The sequence below is a fragment of the Alkalibacter rhizosphaerae genome, from assembly GCF_017352215.1.
GTDB classification, from domain to species: Bacteria; Bacillota; Clostridia; order Eubacteriales; family Alkalibacteraceae; genus Alkalibacter; species Alkalibacter rhizosphaerae.
The window spans coordinates 1,947,557-1,972,004 of record NZ_CP071444.1 but is presented as its reverse complement, the minus strand read 5'-3'; the positions used below and the strand labels follow the sequence as shown (position 1 = coordinate 1,972,004).

General features: G+C 45.7%; 19 protein-coding genes and 6 tRNA genes. 4 read left to right on the top strand and 21 right to left on the bottom strand.

The window, feature by feature from the left end:
- Window positions 1-5 precede the first annotated feature (5 nt).
- The 3 genes from J0B03_RS09805 to J0B03_RS09795 all read left to right on the top strand — a co-directional run bounded on the left by J0B03_RS09805 (window position 6) and on the right by J0B03_RS09795 (window position 3,253).
- Window positions 6-2,462 (top strand): heavy metal translocating P-type ATPase, encoded by a 2,457-nt coding sequence (locus J0B03_RS09805; RefSeq protein ID WP_207299426.1) that lies wholly within the window; start codon window positions 6-8, stop codon window positions 2,460-2,462.
- A 28-nt stretch (window positions 2,463-2,490) separates the two neighbouring features.
- Window positions 2,491-2,694 carry a copper ion binding protein gene (locus tag J0B03_RS09800; protein WP_207299425.1) on the top strand — a complete coding sequence of 68 codons (204 nt, stop codon included), beginning with the start codon at window positions 2,491-2,493 and terminating at the stop codon, window positions 2,692-2,694.
- Between the two features lie 202 nt (window positions 2,695-2,896).
- Entirely contained in the window at window positions 2,897-3,253 is a 357-nt protein-coding gene (locus J0B03_RS09795) for a hypothetical protein (RefSeq protein ID WP_207299424.1), read from the top strand.
- Between the two features lie 56 nt (window positions 3,254-3,309).
- Here J0B03_RS09795 and J0B03_RS09790 read toward each other — a convergent pair whose 3' ends face one another.
- From J0B03_RS09790 to J0B03_RS09760, 7 genes are all read right to left on the bottom strand, one after another.
- Window positions 3,310-4,149, bottom strand: coding sequence for a formate/nitrite transporter family protein (locus tag J0B03_RS09790; protein WP_207299423.1), 840 nt, complete (start codon window positions 4,147-4,149; stop codon window positions 3,310-3,312).
- Between the two features lie 33 nt (window positions 4,150-4,182).
- Complete coding sequence (locus tag J0B03_RS09785) at window positions 4,183-4,773, bottom strand: hypothetical protein (RefSeq protein ID WP_207299422.1); 591 nt, start codon at window positions 4,771-4,773, stop codon at window positions 4,183-4,185.
- Window positions 4,774-4,906: 133 nt separating this feature from the next.
- Complete coding sequence (locus tag J0B03_RS09780) at window positions 4,907-5,173, bottom strand: hypothetical protein (protein WP_207299421.1); 267 nt, start codon at window positions 5,171-5,173, stop codon at window positions 4,907-4,909.
- A gap of 94 nt (window positions 5,174-5,267) precedes the next feature.
- Entirely contained in the window at window positions 5,268-5,819 is a 552-nt protein-coding gene (locus J0B03_RS09775) for a hypothetical protein (protein ID WP_207299420.1), read from the bottom strand.
- Between the two features lie 63 nt (window positions 5,820-5,882).
- Complete coding sequence (locus tag J0B03_RS09770; protein WP_207299419.1) at window positions 5,883-6,803, bottom strand: SufB/SufD family protein; 921 nt, start codon at window positions 6,801-6,803, stop codon at window positions 5,883-5,885.
- Complete coding sequence (locus tag J0B03_RS09765) at window positions 6,784-7,536, bottom strand: ABC transporter ATP-binding protein (protein WP_207299418.1); 753 nt, start codon at window positions 7,534-7,536, stop codon at window positions 6,784-6,786. Before J0B03_RS09765 ends, J0B03_RS09770 begins: the two co-directional genes overlap by 20 nt.
- A gap of 143 nt (window positions 7,537-7,679) precedes the next feature.
- The gene (locus tag J0B03_RS09760; RefSeq protein WP_207299417.1) at window positions 7,680-9,071 is read right to left on the bottom strand and encodes an MFS transporter; all 1,392 of its coding nucleotides are present in this window, start codon (window positions 9,069-9,071) and stop codon (window positions 7,680-7,682) included.
- A gap of 280 nt (window positions 9,072-9,351) precedes the next feature.
- Here J0B03_RS09760 and J0B03_RS09755 point away from each other — a divergent pair, with 280 nt between their 5' ends.
- On the top strand, window positions 9,352-10,584 hold the full coding sequence (locus J0B03_RS09755) for a LysM peptidoglycan-binding domain-containing protein (protein ID WP_207299416.1): 1,233 nt from the start codon (window positions 9,352-9,354) through the stop codon (window positions 10,582-10,584).
- A gap of 49 nt (window positions 10,585-10,633) precedes the next feature.
- On the opposite strand, the gene J0B03_RS09750 is transcribed toward J0B03_RS09755, so the two are convergent.
- The 14 genes from J0B03_RS09750 to rdgB form a co-directional block, all read right to left on the bottom strand.
- On the bottom strand, window positions 10,634-12,520 hold the full coding sequence (locus tag J0B03_RS09750; protein ID WP_246798124.1) for an NAD(P)/FAD-dependent oxidoreductase: 1,887 nt from the start codon (window positions 12,518-12,520) through the stop codon (window positions 10,634-10,636).
- Between the two features lie 192 nt (window positions 12,521-12,712).
- Window positions 12,713-15,526, bottom strand: coding sequence for a TrlF family AAA-like ATPase (locus J0B03_RS09745; RefSeq protein WP_207299414.1), 2,814 nt, complete (start codon window positions 15,524-15,526; stop codon window positions 12,713-12,715).
- Between the two features lie 622 nt (window positions 15,527-16,148).
- Window positions 16,149-19,169, bottom strand: a complete 3,021-nt coding sequence (locus J0B03_RS09740) for a type I restriction endonuclease subunit R (RefSeq protein ID WP_207299413.1) — start codon at window positions 19,167-19,169, stop codon at window positions 16,149-16,151.
- The gene (locus J0B03_RS09735) at window positions 19,166-20,356 is read right to left on the bottom strand and encodes a restriction endonuclease subunit S (RefSeq protein WP_207299412.1); all 1,191 of its coding nucleotides are present in this window, start codon (window positions 20,354-20,356) and stop codon (window positions 19,166-19,168) included. The genes J0B03_RS09740 and J0B03_RS09735 overlap by 4 nt, the downstream gene beginning before the upstream one ends.
- Window positions 20,353-21,921 carry a type I restriction-modification system subunit M gene (locus tag J0B03_RS09730; RefSeq protein ID WP_207299411.1) on the bottom strand — a complete coding sequence of 523 codons (1,569 nt, stop codon included), beginning with the start codon at window positions 21,919-21,921 and terminating at the stop codon, window positions 20,353-20,355. The genes J0B03_RS09735 and J0B03_RS09730 overlap by 4 nt, the downstream gene beginning before the upstream one ends.
- Window positions 21,922-21,966: 45 nt before the next feature.
- A complete protein-coding gene (locus J0B03_RS09725; protein ID WP_207299410.1) occupies window positions 21,967-22,212 on the bottom strand; it encodes a helix-turn-helix domain-containing protein in 246 nt (81 codons plus the stop codon).
- A gap of 479 nt (window positions 22,213-22,691) precedes the next feature.
- Window positions 22,692-22,775: transfer RNA gene (locus J0B03_RS09720), tRNA-Leu, on the bottom strand.
- A 9-nt stretch (window positions 22,776-22,784) separates the two neighbouring features.
- Window positions 22,785-22,860 (bottom strand) — tRNA-Lys (locus tag J0B03_RS09715).
- Between the two features lie 3 nt (window positions 22,861-22,863).
- Window positions 22,864-22,939 (bottom strand) — tRNA-Gln (locus J0B03_RS09710).
- Between the two features lie 23 nt (window positions 22,940-22,962).
- A tRNA-His gene (locus J0B03_RS09705) sits at window positions 22,963-23,038 on the bottom strand.
- Between the two features lie 16 nt (window positions 23,039-23,054).
- Window positions 23,055-23,131 (bottom strand) — tRNA-Arg (locus J0B03_RS09700).
- Window positions 23,132-23,148: 17 nt separating this feature from the next.
- A tRNA-Gly gene (locus J0B03_RS09695) sits at window positions 23,149-23,222 on the bottom strand.
- A 146-nt stretch (window positions 23,223-23,368) separates the two neighbouring features.
- A complete protein-coding gene (locus J0B03_RS09690) occupies window positions 23,369-23,842 on the bottom strand; it encodes a metallophosphoesterase family protein (RefSeq protein ID WP_207299409.1) in 474 nt (157 codons plus the stop codon).
- Window positions 23,839-24,444 (bottom strand): RdgB/HAM1 family non-canonical purine NTP pyrophosphatase, encoded by a 606-nt coding sequence (gene rdgB, locus J0B03_RS09685; protein WP_207299408.1) that lies wholly within the window; start codon window positions 24,442-24,444, stop codon window positions 23,839-23,841. The genes J0B03_RS09690 and rdgB overlap by 4 nt, the downstream gene beginning before the upstream one ends.
- Between the last annotated feature and the right edge of the window lie 4 nt (window positions 24,445-24,448).

Below are 24,448 nucleotides of genomic sequence, written 5' to 3'. Positions count from 1 at the left end.
TCCCCATGGAAAAACAAAACCTTTCCCTCACCGGCATGACCTGTGCCGCGTGTGCACAACGCATCGAAAAGGCCCTGTCCAAGGCGGAAGGAGTGGAACAAGCCTCCGTCAACTTTGCTTCGGAAAAACTGTCGGTGACATTTGACGAAAAAACCATCGACTTGTCGGCCATTCAACATATTATCGAAAACGCAGGATACGGCGTCGTCCAGGAACAAACCAGTCGAAACGTGACCATCCCCATAGAAGGGATGACTTGTGCGGCCTGTTCTTCCCGCATCGAAAAAATGCTCAACAAAACACCAGGAGTCATCAAGGCAAGCGTAAACCTGGCTTCCGAGAAGGCCTCCGTAGAATACGACCCGGGAGAGATCAAGCTTTCCGGCATCAAGGATGTCATTGTCAAACTGGGATACAAGCCCCTGGATGTGGAAAAAACCACCGTGGATGAAGACAAGCTGCGAAAAGAACGGGACATCCGGATCATGAAGATCAAATTCATCATCTCCGCCGTTTTCGCCGTGCCCTTGCTTTATATCGCCATGGGACCCATGATCCCCTTTGTTACTTTACCCCTGCCGGCCTTCATCCACCCGGACATCAACCCGCTCCGGTTTGCCATCACCCAGATCCTGCTGACCATACCCATTGTAGCGGCAGGATATCGGTTTTATGTCGTGGGATTTCGCTCCTTGTGGCAGCGAAGCCCCAACATGGATTCCCTGATCGCCATCGGAACAACATCAGCCATCGGCTATTCCCTCTACAGTACGTTTCGCATCGCCCAGGGGGACATGCACGCCATCCACGGCCTGTATTTTGAAACGGCCGGCGTGATCATCGCCCTGATCATGTTGGGAAAAACCCTGGAGACCATCTCCAAGGGAAAAACCTCCGATGCCATCAAGAAACTGATGGGATTGGCGCCAAAAACCGCCGTCATCCTACACAAGGGAGAAGAGACGGAAGTCCCCATCGACGAAGTGGAAATGGGTGACATCGTCATCGTCAAGCCCGGGGGCAAGATCCCGGTGGACGGCATGGTGGTGGACGGTTTTACCGCCATCGACGAATCCATGCTCACTGGCGAAAGCATCCCCATCGAAAAAAAAGCTGGCGACAAAGTCTATGCCGCCAGCATCAACAAAAACGGATCCATTCGCTTTAAGGCCACCAAGGTCGGAGGAGATACTGCCCTGGCCCAGATCATCAAGCTTGTGGAAGACGCCCAGGGTTCCAAAGCCCCCATTGCCCAAATGGCAGACATCGTCTCCGGGTATTTTGTACCCATAGTGGTAGGGATCGCCATTCTGGCATTCGTCGGATGGACCCTGGCCGGCGAGACCCTGGCATTTGCCCTGACCAAGTTCATTTCCGTACTGGTCATCGCCTGTCCTTGTGCCCTTGGCCTGGCAACCCCCACCGCCATCATGGTGGGAACGGGGAAAGGTGCAGAATACGGCATCCTGATCAAGGGTGGAGAAGCCTTGGAGACCACCCATAAAGTCACCACCATCGTCTTTGACAAGACAGGAACCATTACAGAAGGCAAACCGGAAGTCACGGACCTGCTGCCTGCCAACGATATGGACGGAAACCGACTGCTTCAAATCGCCGCCTCCGCGGAGACGGCATCCGAACATCCTTTGGGAGAGGCCATCGTTGCAAAAGCAAAAGAGGAAGATCTGAAACTGCTGACCACTACGTCCTTTGACGCCATTCCCGGCCATGGACTGAAAGTCCAGATGGAAGAGATGGAAGTGTACATTGGAAATCGCAAGTTGATGGTGGATCAAACCATCGATCTGTCCAGCATGGAAAAAGAGTCGGATCGCCTGGCGGAAGAAGGAAAGACGCCCATGTACGTTGCGGTGGACGGAAAGTTGGCCGGTATCATCGCCGTTGCCGACGTGGTAAAGGAAAGCAGTGCAAGAGCCATCAAAAAACTTCACGACATGGGCGTGGAGGTGGCCATGATCACCGGAGACAACCAAAAGACCGCCATGGCCATCGCCAGACAAGTGGGCATCGATCGGGTATTGGCGGAAGTCCTTCCTCAAGATAAATCCAACGAAGTAAAGAAACTTCAGGAGGAGGGGAAAGTGGTTGCCATGGTGGGAGACGGCATCAACGACGCCCCTGCCCTGGTCCAGGCGGATGTGGGCATCGCCATCGGTTCCGGAACGGATGTGGCCATGGAATCGGCGGACATCGTGTTGATGAAAAGCGATCTGATGGACGTGCCAACCGCCATCAAACTAAGCAAGAGCACCATCCGTAACATCAAGCAAAACCTGTTTTGGGCATTTGGCTACAACACGGCAGGGATCCCCCTGGCAGCCGGCATCTTTTACATCTTCGGCGGACCACTGCTAAATCCCATGTTTGCCGCAGCAGCCATGTCCCTGAGCAGCATCTCCGTCGTTACCAATGCACTGCGATTAAAGCGGTTCAAACCGTGATCTAAAAAAAAAACAAGGAGGATCCATCATGGAAAAAGTAATATTGAACGTAGAAGGAATGAGCTGTTCCCATTGTGTCGCCGCAGTGACCAAAGCTGTCAGTGCCTTGGAAGGAGTGGCAAATGTGGAAGTCAGTCTGGAAAACAAGACGGCCACCGTAGAGTATGAGGCACCTGCCACTGTGGATGCCATGAAGGCAGCCATTGAAGACCAAGGCTACGACGTCGTTTAACATTTCCGGGAGCAACCTTGCAGGCAAGGGTCAAAACGATGACCCTTGCCTGTTTTTTTAATGGATTGTAATAATTCCATATTTGATGGCATGCCACTTTTTGTGTTTTCGATATTTTCGAATATATAATTCACAAATGCTGTGATATACTGATGATAGATGGAGCTGAAAATCAAGAATACGTATATTGGAGGGATCCCCAGTGACTACCGAACGTTTGAAAACCTATTCCATAGAATACCTGGTGCAGTTTGTTGAAATGGCCCAGAGCAAAAGGAGCCGCATCAACGTATTGACGCCTGCAGGTCTGATCGAAGGAAAGATCATGATGATCGAAGATGATACTTCCGGCATCTTCCCGGATTTCATCAAAGGCATGCTTCATTACTACGAAAAGGAATACGACCTGGACGATCCTTTCATGGACAAGCAGAAAAACACTTTCATCACTTTCGAAAATGCTGTCCTGAAATCCGGTGGAGTGGAAACCAATCTCAAGTATCTGATCGTCTACCTGGACGAGATCGTGGGCATCGCTTTGAGCGAAAAAATAGACTGACAATAGCAAAGACAGCCATTCAAAAGAAGGGCTGTCTTTTTTGCATCTTAAAATGGTCAGTTGTTTTTCATGTAGACGAACCAATACAACAGTGCTACGAACAGCCCCCCGCCGATGATGTTGCCCAAGGTGACTGGAATCAGATTGTTGACGAAAAAACTGCCCCAGTTTAGATTGGCCAGCTGCTCTGCGCCAAGTCCGGATGCCGCAACCCAGGCTTCGTTGCTCTTGGCCAGGATCCCTGCGGGAACATAGTACATGTTGGCGATGGAATGTTCAAAACCGGAGGTGATAAAAAGCCATATGGGAAAGAAAATGGCAAAGACCTTGCCGACGATGTTCTTCGATCCAAAAGACATCCAAACCGCCAGACACACCAGCCAGTTGCACATGACGCCGAGAACGAACGCTTGACCAAAAGTCAGACCTACCTTGTAGGAAGCGATCTTGATCGTCGTTGCCGCCAGTCCATTGGCACCACTGCTGAACAGACCCGATGCCACCATCAAATATGCGATCAGAACAGATCCGACAAAATTGCCCAGGTATACCACACCCCAGTTGCTCAACATTTTTCCCAGGGTCACTTTCTTTTCCAAGACTCCGGCAAGGATCAGGGAATTACCGGTGAAAAGCTCTCCTCCAGCGATGATCACCAGCATCAGACCCGTTCCGAAAATGGCCCCGGCCATGGCTTTGCCCAAACCATAGGTCTCCGGATTGGCAAATAAATTGAAGGCTGCCATATTGGATCCTTCTGCAGCAAATGCAATGAATGCGCCAGCCATAATGGCCAGAATAAACTGATTCAATCTTTTATTGTCTACTTTTCTTACTGCAACCATGATGCTTGCCGCTGTGATTTCCGCCGGCGTAAGATCGCGATTATCGTTCATGCTCATCCCCCCAGATTCTTCGTTGGTTTTTAATTATTTTAAAAAAAACTCCGTCGCCCACAACCAGGCCAATTTATTGTTGATCGGGTAAAAGCGGTTGCCTTTTCGATTCCATCCGTCCGCGATGCGCAGGTACTTCCCATGAGAAGGATACTTTCTCCAACCCAGCACCATGACCCAGTGCCAATGGACGATCCCATCGGTCAGCAAGAGCCCTAAAGGATGGTTGGATGCTATGGATCTCTTCAGATCTTTCAACGACCGGACCCTTTCATATCCTAGATCATAACCCCGCCTTGCAAAATAAACTTTTGCCTTGACCGCCAGAAGTGGTACCGGACCGTCACCAACGATCTCGTGGATCTCCTTGAATGTATCAGAAATGCTATTATTGATTATGAGCTCTTTATACCCCAATTCTGCAAAATACAACGCCAAATTCGTCACAAATACGGCAGCACAATGATTTCTTGCCATATTCCTGTAATCCAGGGTGACCGCCCACTCCAACGGTTCAATCGAAAGATCCTCACCAACAAAAGTGTCTGTGGGCATCTTTCGCTGGTGGACAAAACCGTAACTTCCCTTTCTTTTTCTCCGGCTGGCTCCTTTGAATCGACCCATGTCAGCCTCCTTTTTTCTTTCATCTTACATCAGGAAGCATGGGGCTGCAATATTCCATCTCCTGTTTTTTCTTCCAGATACAAGAAAAACTCCCCGAAGGGAGTTCGTGATGATCCGTATCCAGTTTGCTGCATCAGGTGATGCTGGCGCCAATGACTTTTCCGAACATTTCCATGGTCACGGAGATCACTTGGCTGTTTGGCACGTTTCCATCCAGTTCCAGAGTTACCGAGTATCCCAAACCCTGATACGTCCCGGATCCTCCGTCATCGGCCGTTTCTACGGGAACAACAAAAACCGGTTTACGCAGGGTGGTGCTCATCCGGTAATCTGTCGCAAACATGCCAAGCCACAATACCAGAAGCACGATCAAGGGGATCCACATTTTTCGTTTTTTCATCCGATCATCTCCTCGATTCTTTAGACGCAATTACGAAAAAAAGGTTCCCGCTCCATGAACAAACCGGCCTGGAGGGCCGGTCCGTGATTGATTGCTATTTTTTGGATTCGTCATCCAAGTTGTCGATTTTCGCTTCCAAGTCAGTTTTTGCTTCATCCACTTTCTCTGTCACGTCTTCCTTTACTTCTTCTGCTTGTTCTTTGGCGTCGTCTACTTTTTCCGCAGCTTCTTCCTTGACTTCTTCCACTTTCTCGGCAGCTTGATCCTTGACTTCTTCCACTTTCTCAGCAGCTTCATCCTTGACTTCTTCCACTTCCGCCTTGACTTCTTCCGCCTTTTCTGTAGCTTCTTCCTTCAGGTCCTCTACTTGATCTTTGGCTTCCGCTTCCTTTTGGTCTCGTTTTTCCGACCATTCTTCCACCCGATCTTCCGCCTTGTCTTTCCACTCTTCCAGCTTGTCTCCGGCTTTTTTCATGGATTCTTCCGCTTTGTCCCCAAACTCATCCAATTTGTCACCGGTTTTTTTCATCATGTCTTCCGTCTTGTCTTTTGCTTCATCCAGCTGCTTTCCCGCCTTCTGGGCAAATTCTTCCGATTTTTCCTTCGTTGATCCGAACATTTTCTTGATGCTGTCCATCAATCCCATGAGTGATTCCTCCTTCTATCTGGAATAATACATTCTAAAGGATTGATACCCAAAAAAATCCAATCAATGCAGGAACCCGGCCAGAATCCGATCTTCCGCTTCCCGCTCTGTCATTCCCAGACTCATCAGCTTGATCAGCTGATCCGATGCGATCTTTCCAATAGCCGCTTCGTGGATCAGGTTGGCATCCTGATGAAGGGCGGAGATCTCCGGTGTGGAATACACTTTTGCGTGATGCATGATGATGGAGTCGCATTCCACGTGTCCCATGCACTGGTTCTTTCCAACCAGGTTGAAATAGAACTTCTGCACGGAATCGTCCTGGGCGACAGACCTGGATATGACCTGGGCGCTGGAGCCTTCCCCTTCCAATTCGATAACGATCCTGGAATCGGCAAACTGGTCCTTGTAAGTCAAGAGTCTTTCCACGATAATGGCCTTGGCATTCTTGTGCAGGCGCACTTCCGTTTCTCTTAACGTGTCGTCCACTCCCTTGATCTGGATCATCTCCAGCTCTACGACTCCGTCTTCCTCCACTTCAATGATGGTTTTGGGATTCATGACCTTCTTGCCCTGGCCCTCTCCTTCGCCATAGTGTTTTTCCACGTATTTCATCTTTGCCCCTTTTCGAACAAAAAATTCGTGGACCCCGTTGTGTTCCGAGCTCTCTTCTCCCGGGTTGTGGATCCCGCAACCGGCAACGATCAAAACATCGGATCCTGCCCCAACTTCAAAGGTGTTGTAGACCGTATCCTTCAATCCGCTGCTGGACATGATCACCGGGATATGAACGCTTTCTCCCACGGTTCCCGGCTTGATGATGATGTCGATGCCGTCCTTGTCCGTCTTGGTGACGATATCGATGTTTCCTGTGGTATTACGGCCTTCCTTCTCTCCGTTTTTTCGTATATTATAGGCACCCATGGGGATCTCATGAAGATCAGCCACGGTTTCCAGCAATTCCCTATCCAATGAGCTCAACATTTTTGTCCACTCCCTTCACACAGTCCAAGCCACACATGCAGTCCAGTTCATCCCGTTCCATATCGGCGAAGAACTGCTCCTTGCTGGTGACTTCTTTCACTTTTCCCTCTGCCATGACGATCACTTCATCGGCCAGATTCAAGATCCTCTCCTGATGGGAGATGATGACGATGGTGGTGTCGTACTTGTCGTGGATGTTCTTAAACGTCTCTGCAAGTTTTTGAAAACTCCACAGGTCGATGCCTGCCTCCGGCTCATCAAAAACGGCCACTTTCAGTTTTCTCGCCATGATGGTGGCGATCTCGATCCGCTTCAGTTCCCCACCGGAAAGGCTGTCGTCCACATCCCGGTCGATGTAATCCTGGGAGCAAAGGCCAACATCCTGCAGCAGCTTGCACATGTATTGGTGGTCTGCCTGTCCGCCTGCCGCCATCTTGAGCAGGTCTCGGACTTTGATCCCCTTGAACCGAGGCGGTTGTTGAAAGGCATAGCCGATCCCAAGGTTGGCACGCTGGGTGATGTCATAATGGGTGATGTCTTCTCCTTCGAACAGGATCTGTCCGTCGGTGGCATCGTAGATCCCCATGATGATCTTTGCCAGGGAAGACTTGCCGCCTCCGTTGGGTCCGGTTATAACGTATAATTTTTTTCGATCAAAAGAAAAACTGACATCGCTGAGTATGTCCTTGTTTTCTTTTCCAACATTCATTGAAATATTTTTTAGTTCCAACATTTGCATTACCTCCAATATATTCCGTGCATCGGCTTTTCCCTTTGCACAGGAGCTACTCTTAAGTATACCAAATAACTCGGAATTAGGAAACACGAAAAAAAGCACTCTCGGTGTGAGAGTACTTTTTTTATGATGCAACAAACTTATGCTTGAGCCGCTTTTCTTTCTGCGATTTCTTTTTCAAACTGGACCAGCTTTTCTTTTGTCAATCGATAGGCTACTGCAATGATCAAGCCGGAGATCAAGGCAAAGATCCCGGGGATCAAAACGAATACGTTGACAACGGCATCGGTCAACTGTTTGGAAGCCGTTGCAGGGTCTGCAGTTGCCACAAATCCGGCAGTTGCCAGAATGAAGGGAATGACCGTACCACGAGAAATGATGGCTACTTTCAAGGACAGGGTCATAAGGCCCATGATCCATGCAGTGGCGTTTTGTCCCGACTTCCATTCGCTGTATACGGATACGTCCGAGTACAAGGCAACCATGGTGGCCGTAAGGATTCCCAAGAATACTCTGGCGATCAGGACACAGACGAAGAACAGCAGGATGTTATAAGCGACAAATTTAGAAACAACAAGGGCTGCACCCAATCCGAAGAGGCCGACGATGCTGGCATTGCGTGTAGACAACAACTTGGTTGCAGGTGCCGCCAGATAGGCACCGGCTACTTGTGCTATGGAACCCAACAGCAAGTAGGTGGGGAACAATGCCATGTTCTTGGCTACATAGGTGAAATAATACGCTGCCGCTGCCGACATGACGAAGTTGACCATGTAGCGGAAGAAGTCTCCAAAGAGCAGGGCGATCAAATACGGGTTGGTTGCTGCCATTTTTAACATGGCGATCAGGGATACACGAGGCGCTTTTGCTTGCGTTGCCTTGATTTTTTCCGGATCCGTTTCTTCGTAACCGTCGGTCATCTTGAAAACGGTCCAATACAGGATCATCATGGTCAACGCAAAAGTACCGGCTGTCAGGGTGTAACCCAAAACTTCATTATTTGTTACGCCTCCGTAAAATGCGATCAAAGCCGATCCGCTATAGGAAAAGATGATGCCGGCAATGGCCGTGTAGGTGGCTCGTCTCGATGCCAGCATACCCCGCTCTTCCGGGTTGCTTGCCAACAGGGAGATCATGGACACGTTGGATACCCAGGGAATGTTCCAAAGAATATGGCTAAGAATAAATCCTAGTGTTACGATAATGGCTGCCAGGCCTTCCCCGCCTATTTTTGTATACTGGAACATATAAAGAATGACGACAAACGGCGGACAGATCAGCATCCAGGAACGATACTTGCCCCACTTCATGGGTTTGGTGCCTTCGATAATGGCTCCGTAAAACGGGGATAAAACAGCGTCCACGATACTGGTGACGGTTCCGATCAAGGCTACGGTCACAAGAGGAAACTTTGCTACATTGGTGAGGAAGAAAACAAAGAAGAATGTTTCCACGCTGGCCATCAACGAGAAACCCATGTCTCCCACTCCATAAAAGGTACGTAGTGCTTTGCTTATCGGTTTCTTTTCCACTTTTCTACAACTCCTCTATATTGAATTTTGACAAAAAATTAGTACCAATCTAATATATATTTATTTTTATACAAGAACAATACCATCAAACGCGTATAAAGTCAACTCCTTCTTGAAATTATTTATAATTTTATAATTATTGATGACATGCCATAATACATCGATCCATAAACTCCGCAAACGGTTTATCCGTGGTGGAAAGTGGTAAATATAAGGTGTGGTGGAATCTTGATTTTTAGAACCATTGGCTGATCGATCCATGAAAAATGAGGTGGAAAACATGATCGATAAAATCAGAAAAGTCCGAGGATCCATTGTCGTTATGACCTTGATCGCGATCTTCATCTTAGTCACGATGAATCCGGTCCTGGCAGCCGACTCACAGCTCATATCCCGGGTCAACACCACTCAAAAGATGATGGCACTTACCTTCGATGACGGATCCGACGGTGAAAACATCCCTGTAGTGCTGGATATTTTGAAGAACCACAGCGTCAAGTCCACATTCTTTATCACTGGCAAAGCGGCAGAAGACCATCCAACGTGGATCGCCGATATCTACAAGGCAGGCCACGAGCTTGGCAATCACTCCTATTCCCATCCCGATTTCACAAAACTGACTTCTACGCAGATCGCAGCGGAACTTCAAAAATGCGACAATTTGATCCTTGATATAACCGGCAAATCCACCAAACCCTATTTCCGACCACCCTACGGATACTACAATGCCAGCGTACTGGCTTCTGTGGGCAGTGCCGGGTATGGGAAGACCATCCACTGGACGGTGGACACCATTGACTGGAGGGGCGATTCCACTTCGGCCATCACCCAACGAGTCATGGACAAGGCCGGCAACGGCGCCATCGTTCTCATGCACGTGGGCGAAGGGGCCGTCAACACTCCAGCTGCCCTCCCCGGGATCATCACCCAGCTGAAATCCCAAGGATACAAGCTGGTGACCCTATCAGAACTGCTGGGAGCCTCTACCGGCACCACGTATGTGGTCAAAGCCGGTGACACCCTGTGGGCCATCGCCAACAAATACAACGTCACCATACAAGCCATCGCCACTGCCAACAAGATCACCAACACCAACCTCATCTATGTAGGACAGGTCCTCATCATACCAGGCACCACACCAACGCCTGCACCTACTCCGACACCAACACCAAGTCCGACAATAAAATACACCGTAAAGGCAGGCGATACCCTGTGGGCCATCGCCAACAAATACAACGTCACCATACAAGCCATCGCTACTGCCAGCAAGATCACCAATGTAAACCTCATTTACGTAGGGCAGGTTTTGACCATTCCATCCACCACACCTGCACCAACGCCTACTCCTACTCCGACCCCGACTCCAACGGTAAAATACACCGTGAAAGCAGGCGACACCTTGTGGGCCATTGCCAACAAATACGATGTGACCATCCAGGCCATCGCCACGACCAACAAGATCACCAACGTGAATCTCATTTACGTAGGACAGGTACTGGTGATCCCGCAATAACAACAAAACAGGCAGGTGCGTGTGCACCTGCCTGTCTTCCTATCTAACTTTAGATCATCATGGCCGCCATGAATCCTTCGTAGGTTGCCTGAAGGATGGTACCGCTTTTGTTGTTGCAGTCTCCAATGAATCGAACATCCTCTGCCGTTTTGACAAATTGGTCCATGACTTCCCTTTTAGGTTTGACTCCCAGGGACAGGACCACACTGTCGCAGGGCATGGTGGTTATGGTTCCATCCTTCGATCGGACCACCGCTCCATCGGAATTCACTTCCTCCAATGCTGTTTCGTAGAGAAGCTCTACCCCTTCTTCCTGTAAATATCCCATGAGGGTGCCGATGCTTAGTCCCGGTACGCCGTTATAAAGATTTTTCATGGGCATCCGGTCGATGATCTGTACTTTTTTGCCTTCCTTGGCAAGGGTGTAAGCCGTTTCACAACCTGTCAGGCCGGCGCCGGCAATGATCACCCGGTCTCCGGTCTTTGCAACGCCAAGATCCACATCTCCCGCCCACATGACATTTTCGCCGTGGATGCCGGGAAGTTCGGGGACGATGGGTTCGGAGCCTACAGCAACGATGACTACGTCCGGGTTTTCCGCCAGCACTTTTTCCCTGGTTGCTTCTTCTCCCAAACGAACCTGGATGTTTTTGGGATCCTTCATGGTGTTCCTGGTCCAGTCCAGGTACTTTTTCACATCCGTCTTCAAGGGTCCGGCAGCTGCGATGGAAAGGACGCCTCCCAGCTCCTGGTCCTTCTCAAAGAGCACCACTTGGTGTCCTTGACCGGCTGCTCGTCGCGCCGCTTCCAGACCGGCAGGTCCTCCCCCTACTATAACGACCTTCTTCAACACCTCCGGTTTTGGATGGTTCTTGAATTCCGCCTCCCGCCCGGTCAATGGATTGACGGAGCAGCGAATGGGCAGATTGTACAAGTGGGGGAAATTGTTGGTGCATTCGGAACATCGGATGCAGGGTCGAACCAGCTCCCCTTCCCCCTTCATGGCTTTTACGATCAGGTCCGGCTCCGCTATAAAGGAGCGGATCATGGCCACCACGTCGGCTTTCCCCTGGGCGACGATGTCTTCCGCCATGTCCAGATCGATGGAACCAACGGTGGTCACCGGTATGGACAATGCTTTTTTGAACTGCTCCGCCAGGTGTACATTCCCTCCACGGGGAACATAAGATGGCTGGATCATGTATTTTACCGTTTCCAACCGGTACAAGTCTCCTGCGGAAACATGGATCAAGTCGATCTTGTCTTCGATCCTTTTGACAAATTCGATGACGTCTTCAGTTTTAACGGAGTTTTCATGTTTTTCATGGCCGCTGATCCGGTATTCGATGGGCATGTCCGGCCCAATGCGGTCGCGGATCTCATCCAACAGTTCCATGGCGAAACGGCTTCGATTCTCCATGGTGTCCGCCCCGTAATGGTCTGTCCGCTTGTTGTATTCCGGAGAAAAGAATTGGGCCACCAAATGGCCATGTCCTCCGTGGACCATGATCATGTCGAATCCGGACATCTTGCAGCGGTATGCCGCTTCCACAAAATCTTTTTTCACCTGGGCGATCTCTTCCAGGGTCATATCCGTCGGGGTGTAATGGGTCCTAAGGTTCAGCTCGATGGACGCCGCTGCACCGTAGCGGTGGATCACTTCCGTCAAGCGAAAGAGTCCATTGCATACGTCGTTGTTGGACAGGTCGATGACATACTTGGATTCTGCAGCATACTCTGCATTGATGGGGCTGTCCCCGATGGTGACGATCCCCGCTCCACCTTTGGCCATGGTCTTGTGCCATTCGATGAATTCCTCCGACACCAATCCGTCTTTCGTGGCCAAAAAAGGCTCTGCAGGTGATGATTCGATCCGGTTTTTCACCCAAAGGTTCCCGATCTTGATGGGTTGCAAAATGCTTTCGTACTTTTTCAATGGACTCCTCCCTTTCCTTGGAAACATGTACTTGTCAAAAAATGAACGTGCTCATTTTTACTTATATCACGGAGTCGGTATAAATACAATTTATTCTTTGTCGAGCTTGAACAAAGCTAAAAAATCAAGAATAATAAATATTATTAGAAACCTTAAAAATATTAGAATATAATCTACTCCGAATCTGATTTTCTATTCAAAATTATCAAAACGATACTTGCTTTTGCGCAAATCAAATGCTTGTTTTCCGCCTTCGAGAATTTCACAAATATGAGTTTGTATACCTTTTTGATTTAGTATTCCACCTTTAATATTTCCATTATCATCTTTGACTGGTAAATTGTCTTCTATCGAACCACCCCTATATTCGAAACGATACATATTATTAGATGACTTTGATCCTCGTTGATTTGCAACTATAACAAGTTCTGCATCTCCACCAAGAACAATGTTTGCATTATGAGTTGCCATAATTATTTGTCGGTCAATCTTCTTTGCTTTAATAAAACAAATGAGTTCATCAAATATAGATCGATTATCGAGATCATCTTCTGGTTGATCAATTAGAATGGGACATTTGCTTTCAGCAAGACTTATTAGCAACCTTAATAATACTAAAGCTTTCTTTCCTGGAGACATCTCTTCAATGCTGTCATTGTCCATTTTTACAATATAATCGACATTGTACCAATTAGAAAAAATATCTTTAAAAGCTGATTCAAGAGTATTATTATTTTTTAGTTTGAGTGTTTCAGATGAGTTAGCAATTAGTGATTCTATAAAAGACTTTACCTTTTCGTGCATCATAAAGTCTGCTTCAGAGATTTTATGAAAATTTATACTTTTAAATCTTGCAATCGATCTATTGTCTAAAATCTCCAATATTTTCTCTGAAAACTGTTCCGCTCTAAAGACGCAACTAGCTCTAAACTCAAGGTCCTCTGTGGGGGATACAAAGCTTCTATTTGCACCATCTATATAACTTTTATAATAACCTTTATAGGTTTCAAATGAGTTTATAAGTAAATTTAATTGTGATTCGAATAATTTATTAATTTTTTCTAACTCATTATCTAATTTAAGTATTTTATTCATCTTTTCTTTCTCGATAACTATCGAATCAGAAATCTTACTTAACCTCTCATTAGCTTCCATCTTAGGTCTGAGATTCTCAATTTTTATAGTAAAATTTTTCAAATCTTGCTTCAATTCTGCTATCTTTATTTCCATTTTTTCTACAAGTCCACTTTTCTCAACTAGCCATTGGTTATCAGCTTCATCTTGAATCCTTTTAATTGCATCGTCGAATTCTTCTTCAAATTCAGAAATAGAATTATAGTTTAAATCTATCTTTTGTAGAACTGTTTCTAATGCTTTAATTTGATTTTTCTCTATTCCAATATTTTGTAAGCGAAGTTGAATATGATTAACTTCTTCAATGGCATTTTGATAAGTTTGAACTTCACCATCTTTAATATCACAATCTATCGATAAAAGTTCCAATTCTTTTGACAATTTATTGATAACTTGATTTATTCCTTCCTTATCACCAATTTCCATTTTATTATCAAATAATTCATCTCGTTTTTTAACAGTTTGCATAAAGTCTACTATGGTCTGCGCTATTAATCGCTTATGTCTTAGAATGCCATCAACCATATTTTCATGCAATTTTTTTAATTCTCTATCCTGTAAAACAACACCTTGAACTATATTGTCAATTTCAGTAGTTTCTTCTTTTTCATCACTTAATCTATTTAAGTATGTTTGAGGAATGTAAACAATTTTTCGCAGTTTATTGATTCCGTCACTACATATTCCATCTCTCCAATATACTTTAAACCCAGAAATTGCTTTTACATTTGTTACAACAGTTTCTTCTTTATCCTTAACCTGTTCTTTGTCTATTGCCAAAGCAATATTATGAAGCAATAAGGACTTACCTGTAGATTTTCCACCGATTACACAAGTCAAATTCTCATTAAAATAAATCGGCTCAGGTGAAAAATTTGCATTACCATCAATTTCCACACGGTCAATTACATGATAGCTTTGTTTTGACTCAGGATAAGATGAACTGATTCTCACACGGTCCTTGGGTTCAAATAAAATTTGTTTTAAACCTTCAAATGTGGTATCCGATTTTATCCAACAGTATCGCATATCATCAGGTTCGAAAACTTTTTCATTCGTGTGTGCATCACTGCCATGAACGCACGGCATTAAGGAACCACATTTGGCTTTAACAATATTCTCACTATCTGCACGTTCACCTAAAAAATAAGAAATGTCAGACTGAGTCGCTGAAAAAACCATGTCTGTAAACTGATATATTGAACGACGAGTCGCTTCTAGTTGAGAAATATTTCTCTCAAAATATTGGCTATGAGTTCTAGTACCTGAAACACCATCATTAGTTTTATTTGATACAGCTATAATCGTATTTTTACGTAATTCTTGATCATTTCTAAATATTTTTAACAAAACATCATATTCTAGTACATATTGTGACCTTCCTAAGCACTCTGCTTCTTCCTCTGGCAAACTATTATCTAATGCAAAAGCGCGCCCCAAACTAATTAATTGTGACTTTGAGGCCGAGTACTTGTTTCCATTAAATTCAAACTCAAGTTTCGAAAAAAATCGATCTTCAATTTGATTCACAATACCCGGCGAAAAAATACAATGGATATTAATTGGCGAATCTTGAGCAATGGGTTGCATTCTAAGTTCAACGTTAGGTAGAATTAGTTTTACAGATTCTGGCAATCTTTTATCATCTCTAACCTTTAAATAATTTGCTATAGATAGATAATCTGTAATCGCAATAGCTGCGATATCTTTTAATGGGTCGGTAGCGTCACCTATGTAATTCTTTATAGTTTGATAAAAATTATCCCATTTTTCGTCAGCATCTCTTCCCTCATATTGATCTTCCCTTTTGGTAAATGGTGTGTGTAAATGCAACTCCCAACGGCGCCACTCTGATCCCCTGTTAATGTACATGTCATTCCTCCCATGTCTCATTTGACATTAGATTAATTAAAAACTAAACTTGCGAATAACAAATATTTTTCACATAATTGAATACAGATCAAAAAGCTGTGTAATCCATTGCACAGCTATTATGAAAATTTTAACACATTCTACTTTTTACAGCAACATTCGTCCAATTTAACAAATAATAAAATATTAGTTATCGGTTAAAATTAAAAAAAGCCAGTTAGAAAGAACGCACAAATTATTGTGCCCCATGTTAAAACATTGATACTTATTACACTTAATTTAAAATACTACATTCTTCAATATCCTGTCATGATGCTATCTTAGTCTATGTTATTATACAAAACAATATCTTGAATAAAATCAAAACCAACTTTTCAAAATACTCTTACTCCTTTCTTTTCAAGTCAGATTTTTTAGTAAACTCCAATTAAACTCCGAATTTTATTCCGTCATTTTGAAACTTCTCTTCAGCACAAATTCTTTAACATCTTTACGCAAAATATATTTTGCACTTATCGAACGTTAAATAGGCCTTAATCCCATGAAATTGGTTTCTTAAAGCAATTTCATGGGATTAAGGCCTTGGATACTTCCAACTCTATTCAATTCTTCTACTGCACTTCTAGACCAACCCAAAATACTTCTCAAAAAACTTCATCAGCTTCTCGATTACACCTTGCTTCTTTACTTCCCTTCCTCCTCCAAAACGCGAGACCGGCGGCAGGATCTTGTCAATGTCCGTACCGGTGGTTTTCAATGTTCCATCTCTAAAAGAGTTGTTCACGAACTTTCTCGTTTGTTCTTCTTTCAGCTTTTCCTCTTTGATGATGGCCTCCAGGTCTGTTTCCTTCTGCTCGTGGACGAACTTCTTCCACGCTTCTTCTACTTCGGCCGTGATGCTGACTTTTTCAATAAAATGCTCGATCAGCTCTTTCTTGCTGCGTAGCTGCATACTGGATCCTATTGCCTTGTCGATGGTGACCAAGATGCTCTTGTCCTGACAATTGGTCTCGTGGAACTTAGCCACCAGCATCAAAATGTAATCAATGTTGATCTCCACTTGCCGGATCAGCTCGATCTCAAAGACAACGTCGTCGTTGATCTTCTCCTTGTCTGCCTTTTCGCCCCCACCCATTTCCTGATACAGGTCAATATAGACACTCTGGTAATCCTGATAATCCCGTTCGCTAAGTATCTCGTTGCCGGCAAATTGGTCAAAGGCGGTCAAGATGTTTTTCAGTCTTAATATTGCTCCGAACAAGCGAATAAAATCCTTCTTGTTTTGCTCACCGATGATCGATTGACCAATGGGGAATCTTTGTTCCAGGTCTGCAATGAGTTCCGTATAGCCCGATTGATGCTTCCCGTGTTCATCAAATCCGTCGTAGTAGGCATCGTAGCTTTTTAGTAAAACGATGCTCTCCGCATCTTTGTCGCCAAAAAGGGCGAAGGCCTCGTCCGTTTCTTCCTGGAGATTACGGAAACATACAATATTCCCATAAGTCTTCACAGAGTTGAGGATCCGGTTGGTTCTGGAAAATGCCTGGATCAGACCATGTTGACGAAGGTTCTTGTCTACCCAGAGCGTGTTCAGGGTCGTAGCATCAAATCCCGTCAAGAACATGTTCACGACGATCAACAGATCGATTTCCCGTCCCTTCATCCGCATGGAAAGATCTTTGTAGTAGTTTGGAAACTTGTCGGCGGAGGTGTCAAAATTCACATTGAAATCCGCATTGTAGTCTTTTATCGCTCCTTCAAGAAACTCCCGGGAAGTTTGATCCAAGGAACTTGTGTCAAAATCTTCATCGGGAAAGACATCCTCCGGATCCGCTTCGTTGGCACTGTAACTGAAAATCGTGGCTACATTGAGTTTCCGATTCTTCTCCTTCAGCTGTTTTCGAAACTCCGTATAATACTTCTTGGCCACAGCAATGGAGCTGACTGCCATGATGGAGTTGAATCCGGCCATTCTTTGTCCCTGCAAGGAATAAAAGCTGTTTCGCTTGGTCTTCTGATCGAAGTGCTCCAAAATATATGCTACGATCTCCCGGATCCTTTCCGGATCTGCCATGGCGTTTTCCGTGTCGATGGAAGAAACGTCCTTGTCCTTTACATGATCTTTCATCTTGACCGTGCTGATGTAATCGATGCGGAAAGGCAGAACATTCCCGTCGTTGATGGCATCAACAATGGTATAGGTGTGGAGTTTCTCGCCAAAGGCTTGTGGTGTGGTTTTAAGATTCGGCTTTCCGCCGGAACTGGAATTGGCTGCAAAGATGGGTGTCCCTGTAAAACCAAACAAATGATATTTCTTGAAGGATCGAATGATCTTCAGGTGCATGTCGCCAAATTGGGAACGGTGACATTCGTCGAAGATGATGACCACATGTTTTTGGAATACGGCGTGACCCTTGTTTTTGGTAATGAACCTGTCCAGTTTTTGGATCGTGGTAATGATGATGTGGGAGGTCTCATCCCCCAGCTGTTTTTCAAGGATCCTGGTAGAGGTATTACTGTTGGCTGCACCCTTCTGGAATCGGTCATACTCCTTCATTGTCTGGTAATCCAGGTCTTTACGGTCCACCACAAAGAGGACCTTGTCCACGTAGGGCAAAGCCGACGCCAGTTGTGCCGTCTTAAAGGAAGTCAGTGTCTTCCCACTTCCGGTGGTGTGCCAGATATAGCCTCCTGCCTCCAGTGTTCCCAGTTTCTTGTAGTTGTTCGCAATTTGAATTTTGGACAAGATTCGTTCTGTTGCCGCGATCTGATATGGCCGCATGACGAGAAGCAGATCCTCCGAAGTCAGCACGCAGTACTTGGTCAAAACATTCAAAAGGGTATGCTTGGCCATAAAGGTCTTGGTGAAATCAACCAGCTCTGCGATGGCCTTGTTGTTGGCATCCGCCCAATAGGAAGTAAACTCGAAGCTGTTGCTGGTCTTTTTACTTTTCTTTCGCTCCCCATCTGCATTTTCCTTAACATGACTTGCCCGGGTCGTATTGGAATAATACTTGGTGTGGGTCCCGTTGGAGATGACGAAGAGTTGGACATACTCGAACAAACCACTGGCCGCCCAAAAACTGTCCCTCTGGTAGCGTCGGATCTGGTTGAATGCTTCACGAATAGCTACGCCACGTCGCTTCAATTCAATGTGAACAAGAGGAATACCATTGACAAGCACCGTTACATCGTAACGAGTATCATGGTTCCCCTGGGATTCTGCATATTGGTTGATGACTTGCAGCTGGTTGTTGTGGATGTTCTTCTTGTCGATCAGGTAGATGTTCTTGGTCGATCCATCGTCCCGTCGAAGGATCTGGACATGATCCGTTTGCATTTTTTGAGTCTTTTCCACGATGCCTTCATTTTGACTTGCCAGACACTCCGAAAAAAAGCGGTTCCATTCTTCCTCGGAAAACTTGTACCCATTCAGTTGCTCCAACTGGGTACGCAGGTTATCGACCAGTGAGGCTTCGTTATGGATCTTTAAATAGTCATACCCTTGTTCCTGAAGCAGCCGGATAAATTCCCTTTCCAAGTCGGCCTCGCTCTGGTACTTCCCCGTGTGATTATATGTTGATACGTACTCGGCAACAACCGTGCTTTTCTCTGTGGAAACCACGATGTTGTATTGACTCATGACTCCACCTCCTTGAAGGTGAGAAGCTTATCCCGGTAGTATTCGTACTGCTTCTGACGTGCTTCAATCTCTGCTGGCAAACCACTTGACAGGTCGTTACAAAGGGTGTCAAAGCGATCCAAAATCGAGACTATCCTGGCTTGTTCATCTATTGATGGTAACGGAATTTGAATTTCTTTTAAAGCGGGAATACTTGAATGAACGACTTTACTTTTAATTTTCCCTTTACTTTTTTGCACTCGAGCATCTGTTGTAGAAAGAGCATATGCAATATATTTCGGATTCTGATTGTGTTTCATTACAACAATGTCACCACCTGCAAAGCAAGTATCATGGCCAACATAAGCACACGATTTTGCAATATCTTCAACACTTTCTCCTGTAATTGCAAACAAAATATCGCCATGGTTAAACGTCTTGTTGCCTTTGTGTGTGTTTGAAACACAAGAGTCAAACCAAATATTATATGTCGTATAAATTTCACCGTACCTAACACATGGAGTTCCATCTACCGTGACTTCATTTCGTTTTATTCCAGAACCTCTATACATATCTACGGCAATATCACTTAGTTTGACCATAGGTACATCATTAGAAAATCCGATAATAAAATCTCGATAAAACTCATACTGCTTCTTCCTAGCTGTAAGCTCTGCTGTAAGCTCTGCTGTAAGCTCTGCTGTAAGCTGGGTGAAATTGTCCAATATGCGTACAATTTCTTCCTGCACGGGTAGAGGTGGGATGGGGATAAAGAAATCTTCTGTAACTCTGAGCGAAATCTGTGGAAGTGAACCCATACCCGAAGCAGCTTCTCTAAAATGCAGAATATTGCTCTTTAGAACATAGTACAAATATTTTACTGCTATAGCACTGTCTGATGTATATGCCCACATTTCATTTTTAAATGTAAATGGCTCTTCATAATAAATAGCATCTATCACACCTCTAGATTGTACTAGTACAGCAGGGACTCTTGTAATATTTGCTTGAGGTATGTCTTTTTCCACTGCATTAATAACAGTTTTCCCACCTGCAAAAATTCTAATTTCACCATTAGGGTTTTCAATCTCTTTCATTTTTCCCGCTGTAATTGGAGTGCCTTTAAGTCTTTTGTAAGATTGTTTTATCTTTTTATACTCCACTCCATCCGGACAAAACTCTTGAATCAGTTCTTCCAACCTGCTCATGCGTCCACCTCGATCTCTGCAATGATTTTGGCAATCTCATCCCGCAGTATTTGCTCCCTAGCAACGATTTCTTCGATCTCCTTGTTCAGGACAGTTATATCGATGATCTCCCGTGTATCTTTCTGCTCTACGTATGTAGATACAGAGAAGTTATAGTCTTGCTCTTCAATCTCTTGATTGGGAACTAACCTGGAAAAATGGTCTTTGTTTTTCTTTTGGGCATAAGTTTCCACAATGGTCTCTATATTCTTGGACGTCAGCTGGTTGCTGTTGGTCACCTTGATGCATTCCTTGGATGCATCGATAAAGAGGGTCTTGTTGTCCTTCTTGGATTTTTTCAAGACCATGATGCATGTAGCAATGCTGGTACCAAAAAACAGATTGTCCGGCAACTGGATCACACAATCAACATAGTTGTTGTCGATCAGGTATTTTCGGATCTTCTTCTCTGCGCCGCTTCGGTACATGACGCCCGGAAAACAAACGATGGCTGCCGTTCCGCTGGTGGCCAACCAAGACAAGGAGTGCATGACAAAGGCCAGATCTGCCTTGGATTTGGGTGCCAGCACTCCAGCTGGCGAAAACCTAGGATCATTGATCAACAACGGATCCGCATCCCCATCCCATTTGATGGAATATGGCGGATTGGAAACGATGGCTTCAAATGGCTCTTCATCCCAGTGCATAGGATCTTTTAAGGTATCTCCATGACCGATGTCAAACTTGTCATAGTCGATATCGTGCAGGAACATGTTGATCCGGCAAAGGTTGTAGGTGGTGATATTGATTTCCTGCCCGAAAAAGCCTTGTCGTACATTTTCTTTCCCCAAGATTTTGGCAAATTTTAATAACAGGGATCCGGATCCACAGGCAGGGTCGTAGACCTTGTTGACTTCCGTCTTCCCAACCAAAGTGATCCTGGTAAGGAGTTCACTGACTTCTTGTGGAGTATAGTACTCCCCTCCGCTCTTTCCGGCGTTGGAGGCATACATGCCCATCAAATATTCGTAGGCATCCCCAAAGGCATCGATGGTGTTGTCCATGTAATCGCCAAGCTTCATTGCAGCAACGCCGTTCATGAGCTTGACCAGCTTCTCGTTTCTCTTTGCGACCGTTCCGCCCAGCTTGTTGCTGTTGACATCGATGTCGTCAAAGAGGCCCTTGAAATCATCTTCACTGGCTGCTCCCTTGGCAGATGCTTCTATATTTCGGAATGCCTGCTCCAACGTTTCATTGAGGTTTTCGTCGCTTGCTGCATTCTTCCGAACATTTTGGAACAGCTCGCTGGGCAAGATGAAAAAGCCTTTGGTTTGCACCAGATCTTCCCTTGCGGTTTCCGCTTCAGGATCGGTCAAATTGGTATAGTCGAAATCTTCGACACCCGCTTCCCTTTCTCCCCGGTTGATATAACTTACAAGGTTTTCAGATACATATCGGTAGAACAGCATGCCCAGTACATATTGTTTAAAGTCCCAACCATCCACGCTTCCCCGAAGATCGTTGGCGATCCCCCAAATGGTTTTGTGCAGTTCTGCTCGTTCCTGGTCCCTTTTTCTGTCGCTCATGATCCATACCTCGCATTCGCATATTTTTAATCTTCTATATTTATTTTAACACAAATAGTTCTGTTCGGACGTACTCTCCAACTCGTCTTCTCCGGATACGTAGGAAATGATGTCTCCATAGTCGCAATCCAATGTTTTGCAGATCCTTCCGAGGACGGTCAAGGAAACTTCCTCGTTCTTGTTCATCTTTGTGAAAGTATTGGGAGAGACCCCTACCGCCTTTCGTAGATCGGCTTTGCTCATCCTCCGGTCTACAAGAAGCTTCCACAATTTATTATACGAAACAGCCATATTGCACCTCCTATTGAAACGCTACTTCAAGAATAGCACACATCCATTTTTCTCTCAATGAAACTCGCAATTACTTGCGAATTTCTATAACCTTTTTCCTTTGTTCTACGGAACATGTCACAGCTTGACGTGTTTTTGGTTTCCAGTAAATTGGTGTTATCAGGACTTTAAAATGGACGAAAATTCACCTTATACTTTAACTCGAACAAGTTTGTGACCCCGTGAGCAAAGATCCTTAAACGCCAAATACAGGCTTTCAAATTAGAAAAAACAGCCACATGTCTCTTCCCATTCCGGGCAAGATTTCTCTGTGACTGTTCGTCTTTTATTCCTCAATTTGATGTTGTGCCATCCGAACCTATTTTTGAACGTATGAGCGGCAAATAAGCGGCACAGTCTCTTTTTTGTATGGAATTTCGAGGTTTATACAGTACGTCAAAAAATGAAAAAACCCTTGATTATCAAGGGTTATAGACATTTGGTGCGGATGACAGGAGTCGAACCTGCACACCGAAGGCGCTAGATCCTAAGTCTAGTGCGTCTGCCAATTCCGCCACATCCGCATTTAAAAATGGTGACCCATCCGCGACTCGAACGCGGGACACCCTGATTAAAAGTCAGGTGCTCTGCCAACTGAGCTAATGGGTCACTTGGCTGGGGTAGCAGGACTCGAACCTACGCATGCCAGAGTCAAAGTCTGGTGCCTTACCGACTTGGCTATACCCCAACAGGGTTGTAAATTGTAAAAAATGGGGTGGATAATGGGACTTGAACCCACGACATCCAGAACCACAATCTGGCGCTCTGCCAGCTGAGCTATACCCACCACGTTAAGTATTAAATGGCGCGCCTGCAGGGATTCGAACCCCGGGCACACGGCTTAGAAGGCCGTTGCTCTATCCTACTGAGCTACAGGCGCATGGCCTTAATGATAAATGGAGCGGGTGAAGGGAATCGAACCCTCGCGACTGGCTTGGAAGGCCAGGGCTCTACCACTGAGCTACACCCGCAAACATAAAAAATGATACCTTAACACGCCTGAGTTGTCAAGCAATTTCAAAAATCAGACAACGGAATTCTGAAGACAAGGATTAGTATACAGCACAAGAGGGTGCAAGTCAAGACATAAATAGCGTTTTTTGCATTTTTCCCGGCCTTATGGAAGATAGCAAATGGCCACGTCCAGAGCCTTGTTTTTCAGGGTGATCTTTCCGTAGCTGTAGTACTTCTGACCACGCTTGTCGCCGATGCTCCCCGGGTTCAAAAAGACGATGCCGCCGATCTCTTCGTTGCTTGCCACGTGGGAGTGTCCGTACAGTGCCAGATCCGCTCCCAACTCCTTGCTACGATAATACAAGCTTTGCAGACCGCTTTTGATCTTGAAGCGGTGGCCGTGGGTCAAAAGCAGCTTGAACCCTTCCTTTTCCAGCAGGAGCTCTTCTGGTTCGTCCGTGTAATCCGTGTTCCCTTTGATCACTACAAGGGGCGTATCGGTGATTTCTGCGATCTTTTTTGCATCTTCTGTATTGTCTCCAAGATGGAGGATCAGATCCGTATTTTCGCTGTTTCGCACCACCTCCAACATCCGTTTCGTATTGCGGTGGCTGTCGCTGAATACCAGAATGTTCATGAATCCTGCTCCTTTGCATGTTTTTCCAGCAAGGGCATGGCCTTTTGCAGGGCCACGGCCCGATGGCTGATGGCGTTCTTTTCTTCTTCCGTCAACTGAGCATAGGTCTTGTTTCCACCTTCCACCAGAAACAGGGGATCATAACCGAATCCGCCTTCTCCCTGTAGCGCAAAGGCGATCCTGCCTGGGCATTTCCCCCGAAACAGGAATTCTTCTCCCTTTTCGTCGATGTAGGCGATGACGCAGACGAACCGGGCCGTCCTTTTTTCTTCCGGAACATCCTTCAAGGCTTCCAGCAGCTTTTCGTTGTTCCTGGCATCGTTGGCTTCCTCGCCGGCATAGCGGGCGGAATAGATTCCAGGAGCATTGTTTAGAAAATCCACCTCCAGACCGGAATCGTCAGCCAAAACAGCATATGGGGTATGGGCTTTTACCTCCCGAGCCTTGATGAGGGCGTTTTCTTCAAAGCTGTCTCCATCCTCTACGATGTCCAGATCCAGACCCTCTTCCTTCATGGTGGACAGGTCAAAAAGATCCTCTCCCAGGATCTGCCCCACTTCTACTTTCTTGTGCCGATTTCCCGTTGCAATGACGATCTTCATACAT